This is a genomic window from Bariatricus sp. HCP28S3_A4 (assembly GCF_052066395.1).
Classification (GTDB): domain Bacteria; phylum Bacillota; class Clostridia; order Lachnospirales; family Lachnospiraceae; genus Allocoprococcus.
Map to the genome: position 1 here is coordinate 32,832 of NZ_JBQHSE010000024.1, position 24,448 is coordinate 57,279.

Below are 24,448 nucleotides of genomic sequence, written 5' to 3' on the forward strand. Positions count from 1 at the left end.
TATTGTACCGGGAAAAGTTTCGTGATAGAATTAAGGTATAAATTTTGCCGGTTGATTGGAGATGCCTGGAGCAACCGGGTAACACGGACAGGGATTTGCCTAAGGAGGATGATCGGAAATGAAAGATGTCATCATTATCGGAGCCGGTGTATCGGGATGTGCAGTGGCAAGAGAGCTCTCCAGATATGAACTGGATATTTGTGTACTGGAGAAGGAAAGTGATGTATGTGAAGGCACCAGCAAAGCCAACAGTGGTATCGTGCATGGGGGATTTGATGCGAAACCGGGAACACTGAAGGCGAAGCTGAATGTGCTGGGAAATCAGATGATGGATGAGATGGCGGAGAAACTGGATTTTCCTTTCCGGCGCAACGGGGCTATGGTCGTGTGTCAGAGCAAGGAAGAGATGGCGGTACTCGAGGAGCTGATGGAGCGCGGTAAAAAGAATGGAGTTGAGGGAATGGAGATGCTGAGCCGCAGTCAGGCGCTTCTTCTGGAGCCGAATTTGGCCGATACCGTATATGCAGCGATTCATATCCCCTCCAGTGGAATCGTATGTCCATTTGAAATGAATCTCGCCTATGCAGAAAATGCAGTGCAAAATGGAGTTCAGTTTCATCTGGAGACAGAGGTGAAGCAAATCGAGAAAATGGAGAATGGATTTCGTGTTCTGACCGATAAAGGAATGTTCGAAACACGATTCCTGATCAATGCGGCTGGAGTGTATGCGGACATATTTCACAACATGGTCAGCAGGGAAAAAATCCATATTACTCCACGCAGAGGGGAGTATTGTCTGCTGGATAAAAACGCGGGCAATTTGGTTGAACGTACGATTTTCCAGATCCCGACTCCAAAAGGAAAAGGAGTGCTCGTGACGCCGACTGTGCATGGGAATCTGTTGATCGGGCCTACAGCCGCCGATATTACGGATAAAGAAGGAACCGAAACAACATCCGATGGACTTGAAGAAGTTATGAAAAAGTGTACAAAATCCGTTAAAAATATCCCGAAACGGCAAATTATCACTTCGTTTGCAGGACTTAGGGCACATGAAGACGACGGTGATTTTATCATTCAGGAAGTGAAAGACGCAAAAGGATTTATCGATGTGGCAGGCATAGAATCGCCGGGACTTTCCAGTGTACCTGCGATAGGTGTTTATGTTCGCAATATTATGGCAGGGCTCACAGAATTGTGCGAAAAGAAAGAATTTTGTGAACATAGAAAGAGAATTACTCGCATTTCGGAGCTTTCAAGAGAAGAACAGAATGGTCTGATTCAAGAAAATCCGGCATATGGCCAGATTGTTTGCAGATGTGAGGGTGTTACAATGGGAGAAATCCTTGACGCGATCCACCGCCCTCTGGGAGCGACGACGCTGGATGGCATCAAGCGGAGAACGCGTGCAGGTATGGGACGGTGTCAGGCTGGATTCTGCACGCCTAAGAATATGGAGCTTCTTGCGGAAGAACTTCATCTGGAACTGAAGGATATACGGAAAACCGGAAGGAGGGATGCAAGATGAGAAGCTGTGATCTGGTTATTATCGGAGGCGGACCGGCAGGACTGGCGGCGGCTGTGGCGGCAAAGAAAAAAGGAATCAATGATATCCTTGTGATTGAACGGGACGAACGTCTGGGTGGTATTTTGAATCAGTGCATTCATAATGGGTTTGGCCTGCATACCTTTAAGGAAGAGCTTACAGGCCCGGAATATGCAGATCGTTTTATCCGTCAGGTGCAGGAGTTGGGGATTGTGTGTCAGACGAATTCCATGGTGCTGAACATCACGTCGGAGAAAAAAGTGACGTTTTTAAGTCGCACGGAAGGGATGCAGGATATCCAGGCTAAATCGATTATTCTTGCCATGGGATGCCGGGAGCGGCCGCGAGGGGCTCTGAACATTCCTGGGTACCGACCGCAGGGAATCTATACAGCCGGAACAGCGCAGAGGCTGGTTAATATGGAAGGATATCTTCCCGGAAAAGAAGTTGTGATTTTAGGTTCCGGGGATATAGGGCTTATTATGGCGCGCAGAATGACACTGGAGGGAGCCCATGTTCAGGTAGTGGCAGAGCTGATGTCATATTCCGGCGGCCTAAAGCGGAATATCGTTCAGTGCCTGGAGGATTATGGAATTCCTCTGAAGCTTTGCCATACGGTGATCGACATCAAGGGGAAACAAAGACTGGAAGGTGTTACGCTTGCGGAAGTGGACGAAAACGGAAGACCGATACCGGGAACGGAGGAAGAATACTGCTGTGATACACTGCTTTTGTCCTGTGGTCTGATTCCGGAAAATGAACTGTCGCAGGGAATGGGTGTCCGGATGAATCCGGTTACGAACGGTCCCGTTGTTGACGAAAGTCTTGAGACCAGCATTCCAGGGGTGTTTGCCTGTGGGAATGTACTGCATGTGCACGATCTGGTGGATTTTGTGTCAGAAGAAGCAAAATGTGCGGGAGAATGTGCAGCAGATTATATCCTGGGCCAGCTTGACAAAGCAGGAAAACGTGGAATTGCGATCGAGGTGGAAGGCGGAATTCGTTATACGGTTCCGACAGAAATCTTGCCGGAACGCATGCGGGGGAATCTGAAAGTACGTTTCCGGGTGGGAAATGTATACCGCAATTGCTACATCAGTGTGTATTTGGATGAGAAACGGATTGTGCATAAAAGAAAACAAATTGTGACTCCTGGAGAGATGGAAGAGGTTATTTTAGAGAAGGAACAATTAGAAGGGGCCAGCCGGCCTGAGAAGATCAGGATTGTTTTGGAGTGCGGTGAAAAGCAGGATTGAGGTGAGCGGAAATATGGAGAAGAAGGTATTGATTTGTATCGGATGTCCCATGGGCTGTGAGCTTCAGGTAGAGATGGAAGACGGCAGCGTGATCAGTGTTTCCGGAAATACCTGTAAACGTGGGGATATTTATGCAAGGAAAGAAGTGACGAATCCGACCAGAATTGTGACGACGACAGTGCGTTTAAGCGGAGGCGGTGTAGTTCCGGTAAAGACGAAGGAGGATATTCCGAAGGAGAAGATCATGGACTGTGTCCGGGAATTGAAACAGCTTGTAATCGCAAGACCGGTTCAGATTGGCCAGGTGATTCTCGAAAATGCAGCCGGAACAGGAGTACCTGTGGTTGCAACTGCAAACAAAAAATAAGCGGTGGAAGGGGAGAAAAAACGGATGAAAAGGAATTTATACTATACTTCGGCGGATGGCGAGACGAGAATCCATGCGATTCTGTGGATACCGGAAGGAGAAGTCAGAGCGGTTCTTCAGATCAGTCACGGGATGGTGGAATACATCGGCCGCTATGAGCGATTCGCAGAGTATCTGAATGAATACGGAATCTGCGTAGTCGGAAATGACCATCTGGGACACGGAGAATCGGTAATTTCTGATGAGAAGCATGGTTTCTTTAAACAGCCGGATGGAAATGAATGTGTAATAAAAGATATTCATAAATTGCGTTTATACATGGGAAAGCAATATCCGAATACTCCCTATTTTATGTTGGGACACAGCATGGGATCATTTTTGATCCGACAGTATATGATGCTGCATGGGGAAGGCCTTTCCGGAGTGATCGTAATGGGAACCGGGGCACAGCCGGAACCGGTTCTGGTTCTGGCGAAACTTCTTTGCAGAGCGATGGCAGCATGCAAAGGATGGGAGTACCGGAGTAAGCTTGTTGACCAGCTTGCATTTTCTGGAAATAACAAAAAGTTTGAACCTGCCCGGACGCCGCAGGACTGGCTGACAAAGGATGAAAAAATCGTTGATGCTTATCGGGAAAATCCGTGGTGTACGTTCACATTTACACTGAACGGATTCTATCAGTTGTTCCGGACGATTCAGTTTGTTCAGCGCAAAAAGAACATTCAGAAAATCCCGAAAGATCTGCCGCTTTTCTTTGTCGCGGGAAGCGATGACCCGGTGGGGAATTTCGGAAAAGGTGTCCGGAAGGTGTACGAGTCCTGTCTAAAGGCCGGGGCTCAGAATGTAGAATTAAAATTATATGAGAACGATCGTCATGAAATCCTGAATGAAACGGATTATATGGATGTATTTGAAGATTTGCGAAAATGGCTGGAAGAAACTTTTGAAAAATAATGCTTGAATTTTCAAAAGTTATGTGATATTGTAAATGCAATCTCAGAAAACATTCTCAGATTCGTTTCGTGTAAATGGCTGCACGATTTCTGAACAGATTCAGTTTTATTATTATATCAATTGATTCCATTTATCAAAATTATATTTATACAATATCTTTCATGGCGCACTTTTTTGTGCGCCATCTAAGGACAGAATCTTTTCTGTCTCAAATATCATATCGTTCATTCTGTATCGAATGAATACCATTTTAATATTTTAACAGGATATTGCTTTAAAGTGCATATCAAAACAAAGGAGAGTGCGAATGATTCGTAAAAGAAAAAGACAGATTTTGTCGAAAGGTCTGGCTTTCTTCTTCCTACTGACTCTGCTGTTCAGACGGTTACGGTACGCGCCGGAGAACAGGATAGCTATCATTCAGATGCCCGGTGCAGCCTGACAATCGAATTGAAGGATCTGGGAACAAGGCCGGAACATACTGTCTTCGACATTTATCAAGTCGGAACGGTTGAGGCAGAGACATCCCTTCATTTTCGATTGCTGGACAGGTACCGGAAAACGGGGATCAATCTGAAGCGGATCCGTCTGGCGGAGGAACAGGAAGAGGCAGCCGCGAAGCTGACCGGTGTGTTGAATGAGGACACACTGGTTGCAGAGATGGAATCCGGAGAAAATGGGGTGCTTGCCATCGTCGATCTGGAACAGGGGGCTTATCTTGTCAGGCAGAAAGGCCCTGCCGATTATGGAAATGTCGCGCCGTTTCTGGTGTTCCTGCCGTATGGAACGAGTGAGAAATGGGAATATGACCTGAAGGTTTCGCCCAAAGCGGAACGCCTGGAACAGGATAAAACGCCGCTGCCGGAAATGCAGATTCAGACACATGTCCTTCCGATCGAAACAGGGGATTCATCTGAAGCGGTGATCTATGTGTCGTTATCCGTGGGTATGCTGTGTATTTTAATTATTTTAGTAGAAAGGAAACAAAAAAGTTGAAAAGAAAAGTATCTTTGATGGTATTTGTTTTCTTCTATCTTAGCTGTATTGCTATTATGGATTACCCTTATCTGGCGCGTATATATAACGGCCGTGTTCAGGGAAAGGCTGTGACAGAGTATGAAGAGACCATTGAAAAAATGGACCGGAACATGTGGCAGGAACAATTGGAGAGAGCTGAGAGGTACAACTGTTTCCTTGGCTCGGGAACGGAAGAGAGGCTGGAAGATCCTTTTGGAAATACATCTCAGAACCATCGAGAATATGAGGAACTTTTAAACGCGGGAAAAGAAGGGATTATGGGGTGGATCGAGATACCTCAAATACAGGTCACACTGCCCATTTATCATGGCACTTCTGAAAATGCACTCCAGAAAGGAGCAGGTCACCTGGAGGGGAGTTCTCTTCCGGTAGGCGGAACGGACACACATACGGTGATATCCGCACACCGGGGACTACCCAGCAAAAAGATGTTTACGGACCTGGATCAACTGGAAACAGGCGATCTCTTTTACATTCATGTGTTTCAAAAGATCCTGGCTTATCAGATTACGGAAATAGAAACGGTAAGACCGGATGAAACAGGGCCCCTGGCAATCCGTAAAGGGGAGGATCTGGCAACACTGGTCACTTGCACACCGTATGGAATGAATACGCATCGGATGTATGTTCATGGGAAGAGAGTTCCTTTTGAGAAAATCACAGGAGAAAGCACCGGGACAATCGAGATGGAGAGGTGGATTCGGGAATACGGGTGGCTTTGCCTGTCCATTGTACTGATTGTATGGCTTTTGATTCTAATAATACGTTTTTGCGGAAAAAAGGAAGATGCAGTCAGAGCAAGAAAGAGAAGGAGGAGAAAGGTAAAAAAATGCGGGAAACAAAATCAATCTGGAAAAAAGTGACGGTAGCTCTTTTTGCGGTGTTTATTCTTGCGCAGGCTGTTCCAAGAATACTGTCCGCAGAAGATAATACGGCAAATTGGACACTGGATGTGTATTATGTGAATGAAACGTCCCTCTACGATACGAAGAAGACGCAGGATTTTACGTTGAAATATCAGATGGAGTTCCATACAAATCAGGATCTGGGGGAAGGAAGCGTAGAGATCCGGATTCCAAAAGTGTTGCTCACCTATCGGGACGGCACGGAAATTCTTCCGGCAGATATTGCCGTGCCGGCGGGAACACCGGAGAATCCGATAGATGGGAAGAATACGCCGTTTAATTACTATGAAGAAGAGGATGAACTGGTATTTTTCAATTATAAGGAGATGTGTTCCGGGTCAAATGCGGCATTTCAAGTATTGTATAAGAACCTGGCTGTCATGAACATTGTTGACATGACAGAATGGTCGCTGACACCCAGGATTCAGGTGACTACAGAAAATGACACAGAGACGGCTGAACTGAAGCCGCTTACGGGGCGTGTGGACACCTATGCATCACTTGGCAGTGTGACGAAAACAACGTATGTAAGCGGTCAGAGCTATACGCCCGGACTTTATACAAAAAAGCAGGCAGAAGCATTTCTTTCGGGAAAGCTTCCGGAAGAATACGAGGAACATTTTGAAAATTACAAATATGTAGTCTGGGAAGTAAAAGCAAATGGAAATGGTACACAGCCATTTACACTCAAAATGGAAGAAACACCGAAGGCTGCGGACCAGACGGCAGGGAGTATTGTCGGTATTAAAGTAAAGCGGGGATTTACCGTGATAAGTCCGATTGATTATTCGGCCGGCACGGTAGAAATACGGGCGTCGGGCAGGCAAGATTCCTGGTCCGGAAGTCTCTATGTAGTGACGGCATATCCGGCAGAGGCAGCCACGGATGGGACGGTGCTGAACAACGAGGCGGCGATGATACTGATGCCGATAGACGGAAAAGATCCAGAACAGAAAAAGACAGGATCGGCCTCATGGACTTACAAAGAATATGAGTGGATCTATCCGGGCGATATTCTGAATGTGAATAAAGAGCAGGATCAGACATGGGAGAGCTGGCTGGAAGTATTCCGGTATGCAAAGGCGAATCAGGAAGATAAAGGAGCATTTCCATTTTCGACAAAAAGTATATGCCGCGGGTATGGTTACACACATGAGCTTTCCGGAAGCGAGATGGGAACATATCGGGAGGGAAGCAGCTATACGGTCAGCACCTTTGACGATACCGTCTGCGCTTATCTGTCTTCCGAAAAAAATGCCAGAGCAATGACGGGAGAAGATTATTACTTCTCGGAAGTTAAGATCATACAGAAAGACCGGGGATATGATGTGTGGGAAAATGATTTTGAACAGCCGGAACAGAATGAGGATGTGGACCAGAAGCTGGCTGTTTATGCGGTCTTTGCAGACACGGATCCGCGGGGAAACGGGGAATGGGAGCATATCGCAGATGTCGGTTGGAATGAAGAAGGAGAGATGACTTATTCTTTTACAGAGGCGCAGCTTGTGAGAAAACCATGGAAAGTCAAGGCGGTACATCAAAGCATCAATTATCAGACGACATGCGAAATATATGTGCAACTTCGGCTACGCTATGATTCCCCGGTGATGGAGGAACTTCTTGCAGCAGATCCGGACCAGATTATTCTGAAAAACAGTTCCGGCGCCGAGGTGCTGCACGATGGCGGACAGTTGACGATGCAGGACGATGCGGCAATTAAGCTTTCCAAAATGCAGATGCATGCGGCAGCTTATAAGACGGCAAAGACGACAAACGATGTGGTAAACGGCAGGGCGCAGGTGGAATATTGCCTGACCGCACATGATGGCTACCTGGTAGAATCCAATGAGGATGCAGTATATTTGAAACAAAATGGCGTGAAGAGTCCCGGAAGAAAGCATCTGGTATTTTATGATCTTCTTCCATATGGGATGAGATTTGATCCTTCCGGAGAAGTGATCGCTGGGCGTCTCAAGAATCTGAGTTATTCCGGTGTGTACAATACACCACAAAGCTGGGATACCACACAGGTGGAAGTGGAAATGGATTCCGAGAGAGATGTGATTGAAAATTATAAGGGAACCGGGAGAACGATGGTAATCTTTCATTTGACATATCAAGGAACGGATTCCTCTGTGATGACAAGAAATTCTAATCAGTATACTTACTGGATGGAAGGCTGGGGCGTCAGCTTTCAGGCGTATTATGACTGGAAAGATGAGCAGGTCAGTCAGTCGGAAGCAAATATCTGCGCTTTTATGCCGGGGCAGGAGGATACAAAGCCGCTTCTGGGAACGCAAAGCGAAGTGGCCTGCGATGACGGAATCATCGTGCCGGAAGGATTTGAGGAGGATTATAAAAGTCTGGGAAGCGACATCAATCAGGACGGGATCACCAATATCCGCAATGTGCTTTACGCAAGAACACTTGCAACGGAAGACATCGCTCTGGCATCCCAGTCGGCTATCCAGAAGCTGGTCCGCGCGGATGAGGACCGTTTCGGGGTGTACCTGAAAAGCGCGAGAGTATCACCTTCGGGCGGCTATACCTATGACATAACGGTTACCAATACCTCTGCACAGCCGATGAGAAATATTGTGATTTTCGACAGACTGGAACATGCTGCATCCGACAGACGAGGAGTGCCGGAAGAGATCGATTTTGAAGATTCCTGGTGATACGGGAGCTTTCGGGAAGTCGTTTTGGAGGGATTACAAAATCAGGATATTGCACCGGTCGTTTATTACAATGAAGATCGGGAAGCGGTGCTGCCCGAAGAAAAACAGTCTCCCGGGGAAGTTCTGACGACGGCGAATGGATGGTACTCAGAGGAAGAGTGGCAGTTACTTGGAAAGACAGCGGATGAGGTACGTGCGGTTGCGGTGGATATCAGCGATAAAAGAAATGGCGACGCGTTCATACTCGATTCGATGGAATCGGCGACATTTCAGATCAAGATGAAAGCACCTGAAAATACAGAAAACGGGGCTATTTATGCATATAATAATCCGGTTTTCTACTCTGTGACGGGGATGAATGGAGCAGAGAGTGTATATACCGTTAGCGGAAATTCCGTGAAAGTGTCTCTGGGAGGCAGCGGAATTCTGGAAATTGAAAAGCAGTTCGTGAAGGAGGTACCGGATGCCGTCAAAGCAGAGGAGTTTGAATTTTATTTAACAAGAATCGAGGATGATGCACCCAAATATGCCAATCAGGAATATCAGCTCTGGCGTACCAAAGACGATGGCACCTGGGAACAGGTGAATGGGATCTATGCTACGGACGCAAACGGAAAGCTTGTACTTCGGGCAGGAGAAAAGGCGGTATTTCTCCGGGTGAAAGATGTGGCACAGATTCGGGTGGAAGAGGAGGAAAATCCATTTTGGGAAGCTGAACAGACGGATGCGACCACCTCAGAAGATGGAATAGAAAAACGGGTAGTCCAGGTGAGAAATACCTATCGCCCGGTATTGTACGTGCAGAAGAAATTGCTGGCAGTTCCGGAGGGAGATGCGGCAGCGGAAGATATTTTCACATTCCAGCTCCTGGCAGATGGGGAGCCGTATGCCCATCGGGAATTCTGGTATGTGGACAGCGTGCGGACGGATGGCGGGATTCCGCAAAAGGTTACAGCGTCCGGGCAGAACGGAATCGGGAAAACGGACAGTGATGGAAGATTTCAGATCAAAGCAGGGGAGATTCTTGCGCTCTTTCCCGGGGATTGCGGGACCAAGTATACAGTAAAAGAATGTGTGGAGAAAGACGCGGATTGGATCTGCAAAACGGATACTGTTGAAGGGATTCTGCCGGTTCAGGGAGCTTCGGCGAGTATTACCAATATTTATCGGTGGAAAAATCTGTATCTGACAAAGCAGATCACCCATCAGGATGTAAATGCATGCACGCAGGCATTTACATTTCGTATCACCGATTCAGAAGGAAATCCTGTTGGCGGAAAGCACTGGGTATTACTGGAAGAAGGAGAGGAGACCAAAGCAGAGGGTATCTTGAACCCGGATGGAAGCTTCACCTGCGTATGCGGTGGAAAAACGGTGAAAATAGAAGGATTGGAGGCGGAACAGACCTATCTGGTGGAAGAAACGGTAAGCGGGGAGCTTTACGAGAAAGTCAATCCGGGGACGGACGAGATTACTATGCCGCTTTACAGCAGTAAGAAAGAGATGGTGATTACCAATGATTATCGGAAACGATCCTTCTCGGTGTCCAAACAAGTGATCTATGATGCGACGGATTCGCAGCAGGCTGCAGAATTGGAAGAACGGTTATTCACGATGACGGTGACGGTAAGAGGAGAACTCCTGAGTGAGTATCCATATACTCTTACGGAGCAGGGCGAGACGGTGGATGGAGATCACAGGACGGATGCAAATGGACAGTTCCGACTGAAGGACGGTCAGACGGCCATTTTTGAGGAAGCGGGCCTCCGGGGTGATGAAATCACCGTTACAGAGACGAAAGATGTGTATTATCCGCAGATCTATCCTCCTTCCCAAAAACCATGGGAGGGTGAGCTGGGAGATGATACAGAAATTATCATCATGAACGGAAAAAGCGGAGGGCTTCTGATCGGGAAAACATATGTCGGCAAGGATGATGATTCCAAAACATATGTGGAAGAAGTGAAGGCAAAGGCATCATCTGTAAAAAAGCACGCGGTGAAGATGGTGCTTCGCGTGACGGATAAAGGCGGAAATACATATCAGTGGCCGACCTCCAGCCAGTATGTGAAGTCCATTCATCCGGATGGCACCAGCGGGAGTATATTCTGGTCGAAGGCAAGTGATTCTTCGGATGGTGCTTTGACGATAGAACCGTGGGATCTGGTTTACCTGACCAGTAAACAGATGAAGGATATTGTGTCATATTCGCTGGAAGAGGTGGAAGAATCTCGGCACCAGATCCGTTACTGGAAGGACAATAAATGGATGATCATCAGTCAGGATACACCCAGGGGAAATCAGCCTGTTAAGGGAAAACTGAATGAGATGGCGTTTGCTTCGATTATCAATAAAGTAGAAACCATGGAAATGACCGGCAGTATGGCGCAGAAGCGTATGCAGATCGGAAGTGAAGAGGTACCTGAGGGAGCAAGGCTGGTATGGCGTGTGGAACAGTATGACGGAGCCGGATGGAGCCCGGCGGAAGGGACCGAGTATCTGTCCTTTGACGCGGCAGGCATAACCTGTAGCGAAATCCTAAAGACAGGAAAGGAAGGAAAGATTATACTGACTAAAACAGCGAATGAATTTCCTTATATTCAATTTTGTGAAGATCGGGTCTACCTGAACCAATATGGAAATGCATCAGAAGGAGATCTGAGAATTGTTGAATTGACAGAAGAATCGGATGAGAGCTGGGGATTTCTGGTGGGATACGGAACAGAGGAGAATCTTGTGGAGTACAGCTGGGATCTGGAGCCGGAACGGGCGATCGCTTTCGTGAACGGAAACTGTGATGCCGCTATGGATATAGAGAAGAAAATGGATGGAGCTTCCGATGAGATTTTTGTTATGAATCTGAAACAGGTAATCTCGATTCGGAAGAATCCGGTGACAAAACCGGAAGACATAGCCGCAGAGCGGGCAGCAGCCGGCATTCCATATCGGATATATGACAGGAAAAGCGGAAAAGTGGAGGGTGAAGGAATAACCGGTGCAGAAGGAGAGATACAGATGAAGGCGGGCCAGTATGCCCGGCTGGAAGTCCCGGGCGATACCTTGTGGACCGTGTCCGAACAGGGGGAAGCGTCCTATGTACTTAGAAAACTGAGCGGGACTTCCGAGAAAAATACGGTCAAGCTCGGGAGGAACCGAATGCTGATCCGCCGTGAGATCCCGGAAGGGCAGATCGAGGAAATCATCCTTACACAGGCTATGGTGAATCAAGGCGTGGTTGACGCATCCACCCGTCAGAAGGTGAAGCTGAACAGCGGGGATGTTGTGATACCGAAAATGATCTTAAAGGATGGAAAAGTGTATGTTGTGGCAGGAATCGGAGAGAAAGCATTTTACAGAAATAAGAGTATTACCGGAATTACGTTCCCGGATACGATTAAGACTATAGGAGATGACGCATTCTACCTTTGCAGAGGGCTGGAAAGCGATCTGGTTTTGCCGAAGGCACTTAAGTCGGTTGGAAACCGGGCTTTTATGGAATGCAATTATATGACCGGAGAACTGGAGATTCCGGAAAGTGTCGTGACCATAGGCGAATCCGCATTTTCGGGCTGCAGATCTCTTACGGGAGAACTGAAAATACCGGAAACAGTAAAAGAGATAGGAAGCGATGCCTTCGGAGCCTGCATGGGATTTACCGGAACGCTTGTTATGCCGGGGAGCGGTACAGTTATGGGAGAACGGGTGTTTAACAATTGCCATGGAATTACAGAGGTTGTTATTCCGGAGGATATCACACGGATTGAAACGCGGACTTTCTTTGCTTGTAAAGGATTGAAAAAGGTATGGCTGACCGATCAGATTACCAGTATCGGAGATTACGCGTTCGCTTCCTGTGAAGTCCTGGAGGATCTGAAAATAGGAAATCATCTGGAGACGATAGGGGGAAGGGCTTTTCACAGCTGCTATGGGTTGAAAGGCCAGCTGAATCTGCCTTCCAGTATTCAGACCATTGGGGAAAGTGCATTTTATGATTGTACCGGACTTACCACGATCTATATTGACAGGCCGAAGGATTCTGTTGAAGGTTCTCCGTGGAATTTTCCGAAAGGAAAGGTAGGGATACTATGGAAAGAATAAGAATTCTTACTGTAAAAATAATGATGTTCTGTATCTTGATCGGTTCCTGCCTGGGGATGATGGTTGTGTTTGTACAGGCCGAAGAAGATATACCGGGAGTGATATTTGAAAACAGCAGGAATGAGGCACCGGATCTGTACATTAAAAAACAGGTGAAAACCGCCATGGAAGGATATGATCCGCCGGAAGATCAGGAATTTTCCTTTGTATTGAAGCTGGATGGAGAACTGGCGAAAAGGTTGGAATATAGAGTGTTTGATAAAGAGGATGAGGAAATCTTTGATCGGGATATCCTGGGGAATCGAAAACGATTTCAGACGGACCGTTCCGGAACGTTTGCACTGAAGGCGGGCCAGACGGCATTGTTTGAATATGTGGGTTCGGGAGTCAGGTATGAAGTGACAGAGCAGCCGGTCGAAGATTACGTTCAGATCCAGCCGCAGGGAGAAAGCGCTGCGGTCGGAACGGTGCCGCCTTCCGGAGCATATGTGAATTTTGTGAATCTTTATATTCCCAAAAGTGATCGGGATACGGCAAATCTGATGATTCAAAAGAGTATTTCCTTTCCGGAGGGGTATGAAATGCCGGAAACGCCCTGGTTTTCCTTTCAATTACAGCTGGATGGCCGGAAATTCTCTTTGGAACAATATGAAATACATGATTCAAGAACGGATGAACTGTTGGATAAAGGAGTAACGGATTCGGAGGGCATATTTAAGATAAAAGGCGGATGCACGGCTGTATTTCGGGAGATACCGACGGATATAGATTATCTGGTTACCGAGAAGCCGGAAGACGGATGGTACAGCACCAAAGAGACCTCTTTAGAAGGAACGGTCACTGCGCCCGGAACGATTGTAAATTTTAATAACAAAAATGTTTCTTTTGCAGTCAGTAAAGAAGTAGAAGGCGGTGAGTCGACCGAAGAATTCCGGTTTCTGCTTACGAAAGCCGACCGGACTGTCTGGGCGGACGCGGCATATTATCTGTATCGGACCGTGGATGGAAAACTTGTTGATGACCTGGTTCATCAGACCGAAAAGGATGGAAGCTTCCTGATGTGTCACGGACAGACGGCTGTTTTTATCGGCGGAGAGCCGGGAACAATTTACAATGTTTCGGAAATTGCGAATCCGGACTATGTTCAGGTGCTGCCTGCAGATTCCAGAGGATATACAGATAAAATGGTTTTTGATGGTGTGGAAGTGCTTCCCTTTATAAATAGGAAGGAATCGAATGCGGGGACCTTAAGTGTGACGAAAGTAGTTGAAAATGTGAAAGGAACAGCGGTATTCGCACAGGATGAATTCGGTTTCCTTTTATATAGGAAGAAACTCAGTGAAAATGAGCAGGAATCTGTCTATGAACCTGTGAAAAATGCGGATTTTGTAATCAGCTCGGGCGATACGGAATTGACCGGGCAGACCGATGCAGAAGGAAAGTTTACCATCAAGGCTAACGAGACGGTGAGATTTACCGGACTTGATTATGGAGAATATAAAGTAGAAGAATCGCAGCTTTCCATTGAATATGTGGCGAAAGATGGCCAGAAAGTTCAGGAAGGGATTTTGACGGAAGAGGGCTTGCAGTTTACATTTGTAAATCTGTATTTGTGTAAAGAACTCGATCTGTATCTGACTAAAAAAACTACAGATGGACAGCCACTGGAAGGTGCATCCTTTATGCTCTATCGGGATGCGGCGCTTACCAATGCGGTAAGGGAGGAGCCTTTTGTGAGCGGAGCGGATGGCATGGCAATTATTTCTGATTTAAAGGCAGGAACCTATTATTTGAAGGAAATCCGGTCACCGGAAGGATATCGGCTGTGGGAAAACCCAATCAAAATCGATGTTATGCGTGTAGGGGCAAATATGGAAGTGACGGTTGATGACAGCCTTTTGGGAGCGGATGAAGCGGGGCAGATTTATACGAAGCTGTATCAGGATCGAGATGATGAAGCCTATATTACCGTTTATAACAGCAGAAATTTTATGCTCCCGATGACAGGCGGAACAGGTGTATTCCTGTTCACGTCACTTGGTATGCTGGGTCTTACGATTGGCACATTGCTCTATAAAAAGCAATGTTCTCATCGTGCAAATCAGTGAGGATGTTGTTTGAAAATAAAAGAAAAGGAGAAGAAACAATGATGAAACAAATGACAAGAAACAAAGCGGCAGGAAGGAAAAACAAGAAAAAAAGCATGCAGTGGGCGGCTGCGGTAATGGCACTTGCTCTGACCGGAATGAATGCGTCCGAAATGGCGGCGATGATACCGATGCAGGTAAAGGCTGCCGAGACAGCCAATTCCATCATCGACGGAACGCAGACGACGGGGAGCCTGGTCATCAAGAGAATGAGTAAGGAGACAGGGCAGGCGGTTCCGATTGGCGGTGCCAGATACTCCATTTATAAAATCATGAGCTTGATTCCGGGAAGTACAGTGGGAGAATTTGCATCATTTGAGAAAGTAGCAGCGTATCAGGACGTACTTAAAACGGTTCAGCCTGATGAATTGTTCGGCAGTTATTCGGCTGCAGAACTGGATGCACTTGCGATACGACTGGAGCAGGCTGCCGCAGAGCAAACGCCGACTGCCTCCGGGATTACTGCAGAAACAGACGGAACCTATACCTTTGAGAATCTGGCACTTGGTTATTATCTGATAGTAGAGACGAAAGCGCCGGACGGTTATGTGGCAGGAAAGCCATTCCTGGTGTCAATTCCCTCAACCGATAATTACCAGAGCAATGCGGCAGGAACAAAATGGGTCTATGATGTGGCAGTTGCTCCGAAAAGCGCAGAAATATCCATTGATAAGAAGCTGGCGGACTCTGAAGACGGAAGTGTGAAAGAAGGAGACTACGTACAATATGTCATAGAAACTTCGATTCCGGAATATACAGAAGATTACACCAACCCGAAATTCATAATCAAAGATACGATGAGCGACGGACTGGAAATTCTGAATGATACCACACACCCTGTTACGATCAAGATAGACGGGATCCCGATCAGCGCATCATTAGATACCTATGCATTCACGGCAGAAAACAAGACCGGCACAGCGGAAGATCTAAGCATACAGTTCCAGCCGGATTATATTAAGCAGAACCTTGGGAAAGCTGTGGAAGTGACTTATTTTGCCAAAGTGAATGACAAGGCAGTGATGGGAATCACAGGAAATTCAAACCAGGCTGTCCTTGAGTATCACAACAAACCGGGAACAGATGCCCAGGCCGAATCGGCTGAAATCAAAGTCTACAGCTTTGGCATCGAGGTGGAGAAATTTGCAAAACCATCTGCTGCCCTGGAAGGAGCCGTGTTTGAGCTTTACTCGAACGAGAATCTGTCCGCAGAAAACAAAATCGGGACAGCAACTTCGGACGAAGACGGAAAACTGCAATTCTCCCGTCTTGATGAAGGAATCTATTATCTGAAAGAAACACAGTCACCTGCAGGCTATACTCTGCTTGCAAATCCAGTCAAAATTGAAATTACAGCATCCGAAATGAATCAAGTTGCAACAGGCACATTTACACTCAAAGTGAATGATAAAGAAATAACAGCGACAGATGGATCATTCGTGACAAAACTTAATACGGATTCCGGTATTTCCACGGTTGCGGTGGAGAATCAGAAGGGCTTTTCGCTACCGGAAACAGGCGGGATTGGCATCATGATCTTTCTGGGAATAGGAATTGTGGGAATCTTGATCCTTTCCGGAATTATGGTTAAAAAGATGAAACTTTGATGAAATGATATCAATAATTTACAATCTCCTCAAATAATGGTATAGTAATGAGAAGTAAGGTATGTATTTTTAATGAATTTGGTGAAAGTTCATATTATATAACTTCGGATGCAGGTAACAAATCAGCCGGGCTCTGAATATATATCATGTGAAAATGAGGGACAGGAAAGCATGGAAGAAAAGAATCGATTCAGCAAATTATTGAATAATCTGATGACAGAAGCAGAACTGAAGAATAATACACTGGCACAGGAGCTGCAGTACGATGTATCCTATATCAGTAAATGGGTGAGCGGGCGCATGATTCCGGCAGAAAAGTCATCCAGGAAAATACTGGATGGAATCAGCAAATGCATTGTCAATAATGCCAGCGAAGCGGGAAGAAGAAGTCTCATGGAGAATTATCAGGTGGATAATATCGGGGATCTGAAGAGCGCGATTCTGGATAATATAATGGCGGAATACAATTATGTAAATGAGATGAAGAAGAATACCGGCAATGATGTGGCACCCAAGACATTATTTTTCCCGGAACTGAATCTGTCGCAATACATCGGGAAAATGCATCACCCGGTTCTGCGAAGGGTTAATTCGCTGGATGTTGTGGCGGTCATGGATCTGATGTCGGTGGATCATGAATACCGGATTCAGTTTACGATGATCGAGAATGAGCATATCCCGGATCACAGAGGATATCCTGACGTGCATTATTCCATGATTCTGAATATACAGCTGGAAAAATGGGATTATCTTTATGACACGTTATTCCTGATCCATCTTCTCACGGATAACACGTTTGTTGATTTCCAACTCTACGGCGACGAACAAGCGGCAGGTCGGCTTATCTTTGCGGTGAAGGATGATTTCGTAATTAGCGGACTTCTTATTAACACTGACAGATGCATCTCAGTTGCTTTGAGTGAAGAAGTGGATAATTGTAATACAATTTATAAAAATATGAAGGCATTCTGCAGTAAAGAGCGTCTCCTTTTCCGAAGAGTTCAGATGAGTGATCTCTTGCTTCAGCACGATTATGTACATAATCTCCTGTCACCGAATCTGAGATGGGTCATCGGGCATTTGACGGAGCATTTCCTTCCGGATGAGCTTTTTGAAGAAATTCTGGAAGAATTAAGTCTTACCGGAAAATTGACGACGAGCGTTGAGGTGGTTCGAAACACGCATCGGCTTGCGAAAAAGGTGATGGAAGAATCACATATCCGGATGATGATTTATGAAACGGCGTTTTCGAATCTGGTTACAGCACACAGTGTGGATTTCTATAATCATAAAGTTTATCTGAGTGCGGAACAGAGAATGAAATATATGAAGCACATGCTGGCTTTGTGTGAAAATTATGAAAATCTGGAAATCCGTCTGGTTTATGGTAAATTCATTTCTGATTTTGAATTCGCAGATGATCAATGTATATTTCTGTCGGATACGATTTCCTGTATACGGCTGAAAAATGTGGGAAGTCCGAATAATATGATGTTAGTGAACCGGTTTGACATGCAGAAAATACTGGAACAGTCATTTGAAACGTGCTGGGAATATGAAGATAATGTTGTGATTTACGAAAAAGAAGCCATTGTTGATTATGTAAAGCACATGATGCACGGAATGGAAATGGTCATGAACATGGAATAATCAGAAATAATATGGCACGATGTGAATAAATGGAAGCGTGTAATTCGAAATGAATCACACGCTTCTGTTTTTTGTCAAAATGACTCCCGTGTGTTCCTGTTTACACTGTGCTACACTGGTAACAGTTTTTACAGCAAATACAGAAAATACAAGAAGGAGTTAGTTGTGATGAATGTGAATGAGAAAATGACCGGGAAACCAAGTGTAGATCGTCCGTGGATGAGATATTATCCGGAAGCGTTAATCAGTGGATTAGAGGTACCGAAGTGTACAGTCAATGAATATTTGAAAATGAATTGCCCGGGAGATGAGGTCGCGGCGATGCATTATTACGGAGCGGATATTCTCTGGCGGGAAGTATTTGAGAATGCAGAAGCGGCAGCTCGCTCTCTGAGTGCATTGGGATTTGGAGAGAATGATCAGATTCCGGTATTCCTGCGTTCGGTTCCGGAATTCGTGTATCTGCTTCTGGGGGCAGAGAAGATTGGTGCCTCCCTGCTTTGCAGAGATAATACGTTGGAAGAAAATGTGGAAGCCGTTGCCAAATCCGGTGCGAAGGCGATCGTAGCACATGATTTTCTCCAACAGAATGAGCTGGAAGCATATCTGGCTGGAAGTGAGACGAAGAAAGTGGTTCTCGTGAATCCCTGCAATTCCTGCAGCCGGAGCGATATGCCGGATTATATTCAGAAATGTCTGGACAACAATTATGCCGGGCAGGAAGCACATGGACCGGCCTCTATGAGCTGGGATGAATTTATGGAACTTGGAAATGAATATACCGGAACGGTAGAAGCACCGGTGGATGTGAATCGTCCCCTGCTTCGTGCATACACAAGTGGTTCCACCGGCCCGTCAAAACAGGTGATCCATTCTTCCTATACCATGATCGGAACCATTCATCAGATGAATTTCTATGCGGGTTCCGATGCGTTCCGCCCGACCTGGCTGGTGACCGCGCTGCCGCCTGCTCTCGTAGCGGTGGTTGTGTCCATGATATTAATGCCAATGGCATCCAATAAATTGTTGATTCTGGATCCGTTCTGTGATCCGATCGATGTGGATCTGGAAGTGATGCGTTATCGCCCAAATGCATGGCCGACCATTCCGATGTTCATGGAGATTCTCATGTATAACGGCCGTGTCCCGGAGGATTACGATATGTCACATCTGCTTGCTTCGGGAGTGGGATGCGAATCCTATAATAACAAGCAGATCCGGAATGCGCAGAAATTCCTGAATGCCCATAACTGTAATGTTCGATTTACCGTTGCATACGGATGCAGTGAAGGCGGTTCCAATATGACTCTTCCTATGTCAGACAAGGAAATGGCAAATGGTAATGTCGGTATTCCGCTTCCGCTGAGCATGATCAGCATCTTCAAACCGGGAACACAGGAAGAACTGGGATACAATCAGCTTGGGGAGATCTGTGAATGCGGCCCAGGTGTCATGCTCGGATATGATACAGAAGAAGCGACAGCGGATGTGCTCCAGAAGCATGCAGATGGCAGAATCTGGCTTCATACCGGAGACATCGGATACATGGAAGAAGACGGAAGCGTGCATGCATTCACCCGCGGAGCAGCACCACGCTATGGCGGTGGGGATCTGGCAACTCTTCAAATGGAAAATTTGGTAGCAGATGCAAATATCGCAGGAATCCATGATGAATTCTTCGTGGTGGCACCGGATAACAAGCATAGTGGATATCATCTTCCGTATCTGTATGTCATGCTGGAAGAGGGATATTCGGTTGAAGATGTTGAAGATGAGATCCGGGCCTGCCTTGAGAAACATATGCAGCCGGTTCGAATCACGGAACTGCCGGAACGCCCATTCTTCCATTTCAAAACCAATCGTCTTGGACTTAAGAGTGAGATCCTGGCAAGTGGATTCGGAGAAGAAAGCAAGAAAAAGGAAAAGAAAGAAAAATATGCATAGCATGTCGGTGGACAAATTTGGGTATAACTTTGTTGAAAAATGTGACAACATTTAGTGGAATAAATTGGGTATATTTCTGCTTGAAAACAAGTAGAATTCATGCTAATCTTAGAGTAGCATTTCTGCGCCTTTTACTGCATCCGGAGGGGGTAATAATGTGAAACATCAAGTCAGCTAGGTTTGCAGTAAAGTGAAATGTGAACAGCTTTTGTCCACAATAATCCGTGGAAAAGTTGTTCGTGCAGTCAGTGCATTTGCACAGATTGTGGTAACTTTTCAACAAATAATTAATAAAGGAAGGAAAATTATGAAAAAAAGGATGAAGAAACTAGCGAGTCTTCTCCTCTCCGTCTCTATGACGTTCAGTATGATTTCGTTCCCTGTATATGCGACCCCAGCTGACGATACAGAAAATGAAACTGCTGTTACGACAGAGAGCCCGGAGACAGAAGAACCCGCCGACGCTGCTGGCGAGACGACTGAACCGGTGGCCGAAGAACAAGAAACAACGCAGCCGGAACCGACGAATCCGGATACAACTGAACCGGAGGCACAGCAGGAAGAAGAACAGCCTACAGTTACTCCGATTGAGGAGAATTTTACAGGGTATACGGTACATGCGGAAGATATTGATGTGTCAGGTGTAACACCGTACAGTGTACCGGTGGAAGAAGACGTTACAGTAGATGAGAATGATCCTGTGATGAGCACCATTGAGGAAGAACTGCAAGGTATGACAGTTCTGGATGAGGAAGGAAAGTCAGTCCCCTTAACAAAAGAGCAAATTCAGCAGGTTCTGACTATGTGGGAAAACTATCAGGATCAGTGGGCAGCTAATGCTAATGTACTTGGTGTACAGCTCCCATTCTTCCTCTCTTATAATGATAGTGAGAAAGATGGACTTGGAGTTCTGGGAGAGATGCTGGTTCTGGCAGATGTGCCGATTGAAGATGTAAGATCTGGTAAGTATAGTTTCGATGATCTTATGGGAATGATTCAGAACTTTTACTATGCTGATCAGTTTGGTGTCAAATTCTATGGAGATGCTATTGCTAAAAAACGTAATGCAGCATTGGCGGAAGTAAAAAAATCCGGTGCTGAGACAATGGCTCAGAAAATGCTCGTTCTGAATGACTGGATTGCGCATAATGCTACCTTCGATATGTCATATATCATGCAGGATGATAAGGGTAATCCTATCATGGTAGCACAAGAATCTAAGGAACATGAGCATTATGATGAAATTTATAGTGCAATGCATGAACTGTATACAGATCAGATAACAAAGCAGTTCCATGATCAGATTTTTGCAGGCATTGAAGCGGATCTTCGTCAGCAGTATTATGAAGGTGCTATTAAGAATATCATTTATCAGCAAGCACTTGGAAAAGCGGAATCTGCCGCAACGGAGGATGAAAAGGCTGCGGCGAACGAAGTGGCAAAAAATTATATGAATAAAAATGCTGATGCCATTTCAGAAGATGCGGAAGGATTTGTTAAAACTAATTTTGGACCAGAAGCAGCAGAACAGATTAGTAATGGGGCAGACGACTTCATAAGCAAGGCCGAAAATGAGGGCGTTGAAGTGCAACAGGGAGTTACAATGACTGTTGAACAGCTGACTCAATACACAATGGAAAATGAGGCGATTGTAGATACTGGTGAAACAGATGAAAATGGTGATCCTATAAAAATCAAACCGAATCAGGCAATTCCGAAATTTGCAGAACAAGCTGCAATAGGTCTTACAGAAGGTATTCTTGGCGCATGGGAAGGAAACCATATCGGTATTCTTGCAGAAGGAACCGGTGTTTGTGCAGGTTATTCGAAAGCATTTGCTTATCTGTTACAGTATATGATGCCGGAGTATTATGCAGTTGAGGGGCAGACAGATTTGAGTGTGTCAGAAAACTGGAAGACTCCTAAAGAATTGTATTATGATGACGATGGTAATCTTGATATTAATAAAGATTACGTTGTTGATATGGTTCGGATTACTTTTGCTGCGGAGACATCGATGTTTGGTGAGCCGGGAAATTTTGGTGAGGTTCACTTCTGGAATGCTGTAAAGGTTGGTGGAAAATGGTATTATGTTGATCCATGTTATACAGATATCTATGTAGAGTGTATGTCTCGTGACCGTGTTGAAATCGATGGAACGATGAATCACATGTATTTTATGTTCAGCCATAAGACAGCGGTAGAAATGTATGACGGAAATATGGAAGAGATTGCGTCGTTGTATTCTGCTGAAGGTGTGACTGATGATTCATATGAAGATTCGTGGTTTGCACGTATCTCAAGTAATGCATATTCTGATGGAACGAACTTTTATTATTTATATGATTCTACGGATCAACTTTCTATGATGAGAGAGTTCCAGAACATGGATCCGGGAAACATGACTGAATCGGATTTTGAAGCTTTGTTGGAAGGGTCAGATCCTGAATACAAACTTGTATATCATCGGATTACGGATCCCGATGTTGTAGAGGGCGGAGCCGATACGGCTTATACCACATTAATTGAGTTTAATCCAAAGGATGATAATGATGATACTACTTCTGCGCTGGTTTATGATCCTGAATCAGATGGTATGGTGGAAAATGAATTGTTAACAGATCTGTTTGCGCGTTATAAAGATGATTGTGATATTTATCCTTCTATCAAACTTACAGCAGCATTGTATAATGGCAAACTTTACTTCAATCTTAGTAATTGCATCCTGAGCTATGAAATTAGTTCAGGTAAAGTTGAAATTGTTAAGGAATACAATGTAGTATCTGGAGTAAGAGATAATACAAATCCGTTTGGTGGAATGGCGTTCTCTGTTCCTAAGGAGGGAGTAACACCTGATTTCACATTTACGAATCATCCAATTGCAGCAATGACAATTAAAAATGATGGAAATATGTATGTTTCTATCGCGACAAACCTTGGGTTCATTTCAGGTAAGAATGCAGTAAATGATACTACAAGTTATGGATATGAATTTGAGGAAAGTAATTATAATCCAAATTACAGCAATTATACGCAAGATTCAGATTACAGTGATGAACAACTCGCTGAAATGGGATATAGCAAAGAAACGAATGACAATGACGAGTTCATGTGGAGTGCTGTTTTTGTTGATACTATTGAAATGGGAACAACTTGTGAACATAATTATGAAACTGTAACAGAAACATTCTGTGGACGTGATGGATATACAGAAAATCGTTGTACGAAGTGTGGTGCTGTTGAGACGGGAACACGTGTTGTAAATGAAGATACAGCTTGCGATCATCATTATGTACGTTTTGATGAAACGTATTATACAAAAGATAGTGATGGAAATTGGAATACTGGTTATTGCTATGTCTGCACTGTTTGTGGATTTGCAATTGAAGAACCTACAAAGCCTAGTGAGGATAGCTCTGATAAACAGAAGGCAGAATATGAAAAAGAAAAGAAAATCTGGGATTACGCTGTTGAACACCATGGCCATACATATGAGCCTACAGACGCGCAGTGGAGTGAAGATTCTTCATCTGTAACATTTTCTAATTTACAGTGTTCATCTGTTTGTCCGGAAAAGAAGAGTAAGTTAGACTGCCTGTTAAATGATGATACTATTTCTGTAGGATTAGCTGAAGAAACAACAGCAGAAGCAGAAGTTACTGGACATGAAGGTGAATGTTCAAAAGGTGTTACTGATGTATATACAGCTGAAGGCGAAGTCATTGTGGGCAAAGTAACATATAAGTATACTGCAACAAATAAAGTGAAGCAGGAAGCTGGCGAGCATAGTTATACGGCTGAGTTTACCTGGACATCTAATGAAGATGAAGAAGCGGAAGTTCCTTATAATGTAACTGTTGGTGAAATTACATGTGAAGTTTGTGGACAGAAACTTAAGGGAGAGACCACAGTTGAGGTTGTACCGAGTGAAGAGAGTGTTCCGGCAACATGTGTAGCAGATGGAACAAATGTGTATGTTGCAACGGCAACTGTTAAGGCTGAAGACGGAACTGTACTTGGAACGGTAACTGATGAAAAGACAGATGTAATTGAAGCACAGGGTCATTCCTATGTAGAGGATGGCAATGATGCAGAACACGAGGCATGGACATGGTCAGAAGATCATAAGCAAGCATCATTAGTACTAACCTGTACAAAATGTGGCGAAGCAACCGAAGTGATTGAAGCGAAAGTTGAAGAAACCCCGGTAAGCGCAAGCTGTACAGAAGCAGGAGCAACAATTTACACTGCAACGGCA

The 24,448-nt window shown here is 45.3% G+C and carries 13 protein-coding genes; all 13 read left to right on the forward strand.

Annotation, left to right across the window (positions count from 1 at the left end; translation table 11 throughout):
* Positions 1 to 118: 118 nt before the first annotated feature.
* On the forward strand, positions 119 to 1,528 hold the full coding sequence (locus tag ACTNBF_RS12015) for an NAD(P)/FAD-dependent oxidoreductase (protein WP_441089329.1): 1,410 nt from the start codon (positions 119 to 121) through the stop codon (positions 1,526 to 1,528).
* On the forward strand, positions 1,525 to 2,802 hold the full coding sequence (locus ACTNBF_RS12020; protein WP_441089330.1) for an NAD(P)/FAD-dependent oxidoreductase: 1,278 nt from the start codon (positions 1,525 to 1,527) through the stop codon (positions 2,800 to 2,802). Before ACTNBF_RS12015 ends, ACTNBF_RS12020 begins: the two co-directional genes overlap by 4 nt.
* A 13-nt stretch (positions 2,803 to 2,815) precedes the next feature.
* The gene (locus tag ACTNBF_RS12025; RefSeq protein WP_427820476.1) at positions 2,816 to 3,169 is read left to right on the forward strand and encodes a DUF1667 domain-containing protein; all 354 of its coding nucleotides are present in this window, start codon (positions 2,816 to 2,818) and stop codon (positions 3,167 to 3,169) included.
* A gap of 24 nt (positions 3,170 to 3,193) precedes the next feature.
* Positions 3,194 to 4,123, forward strand: a complete 930-nt coding sequence (locus ACTNBF_RS12030; protein ID WP_441089331.1) for an alpha/beta fold hydrolase — start codon at positions 3,194 to 3,196, stop codon at positions 4,121 to 4,123.
* 450 nt (positions 4,124 to 4,573) lie between these two features.
* Positions 4,574 to 5,119: a hypothetical protein gene (locus ACTNBF_RS12035; RefSeq protein ID WP_441089332.1), complete on the forward strand. Its 546-nt coding sequence runs from the start codon at positions 4,574 to 4,576 to the stop codon at positions 5,117 to 5,119.
* Positions 5,116 to 6,024 carry a class C sortase gene (locus tag ACTNBF_RS12040; RefSeq protein WP_427806004.1) on the forward strand — a complete coding sequence of 303 codons (909 nt, stop codon included), beginning with the start codon at positions 5,116 to 5,118 and terminating at the stop codon, positions 6,022 to 6,024. The genes ACTNBF_RS12035 and ACTNBF_RS12040 overlap by 4 nt, the downstream gene beginning before the upstream one ends.
* Positions 5,991 to 8,744 carry a hypothetical protein gene (locus ACTNBF_RS12045; protein ID WP_441089333.1) on the forward strand — a complete coding sequence of 918 codons (2,754 nt, stop codon included), beginning with the start codon at positions 5,991 to 5,993 and terminating at the stop codon, positions 8,742 to 8,744. The genes ACTNBF_RS12040 and ACTNBF_RS12045 overlap by 34 nt, the downstream gene beginning before the upstream one ends.
* A gap of 24 nt (positions 8,745 to 8,768) precedes the next feature.
* Entirely contained in the window at positions 8,769 to 12,842 is a 4,074-nt protein-coding gene (locus ACTNBF_RS12050) for a leucine-rich repeat domain-containing protein (protein WP_441089334.1), read from the forward strand.
* Positions 12,830 to 14,950: a DUF7601 domain-containing protein gene (locus tag ACTNBF_RS12055; RefSeq protein ID WP_441089335.1), complete on the forward strand. Its 2,121-nt coding sequence runs from the start codon at positions 12,830 to 12,832 to the stop codon at positions 14,948 to 14,950. The genes ACTNBF_RS12050 and ACTNBF_RS12055 overlap by 13 nt, the downstream gene beginning before the upstream one ends.
* 38 nt (positions 14,951 to 14,988) lie before the next feature.
* Positions 14,989 to 16,596: a SpaH/EbpB family LPXTG-anchored major pilin gene (locus tag ACTNBF_RS12060; protein ID WP_441089336.1), complete on the forward strand. Its 1,608-nt coding sequence runs from the start codon at positions 14,989 to 14,991 to the stop codon at positions 16,594 to 16,596.
* Positions 16,597 to 16,767: 171 nt separating this feature from the next.
* Positions 16,768 to 18,246 carry a hypothetical protein gene (locus ACTNBF_RS12065; protein ID WP_441089337.1) on the forward strand — a complete coding sequence of 493 codons (1,479 nt, stop codon included), beginning with the start codon at positions 16,768 to 16,770 and terminating at the stop codon, positions 18,244 to 18,246.
* 168 nt (positions 18,247 to 18,414) lie between these two features.
* Positions 18,415 to 20,190 (forward strand): AMP-binding protein, encoded by a 1,776-nt coding sequence (locus ACTNBF_RS12070; RefSeq protein WP_441089338.1) that lies wholly within the window; start codon positions 18,415 to 18,417, stop codon positions 20,188 to 20,190.
* A gap of 307 nt (positions 20,191 to 20,497) precedes the next feature.
* Positions 20,498 to 24,448, forward strand: a 3,951-nt coding sequence (locus tag ACTNBF_RS12075; protein ID WP_441089339.1) for a hypothetical protein, incomplete at its 3' end; no start/stop codon positions are given.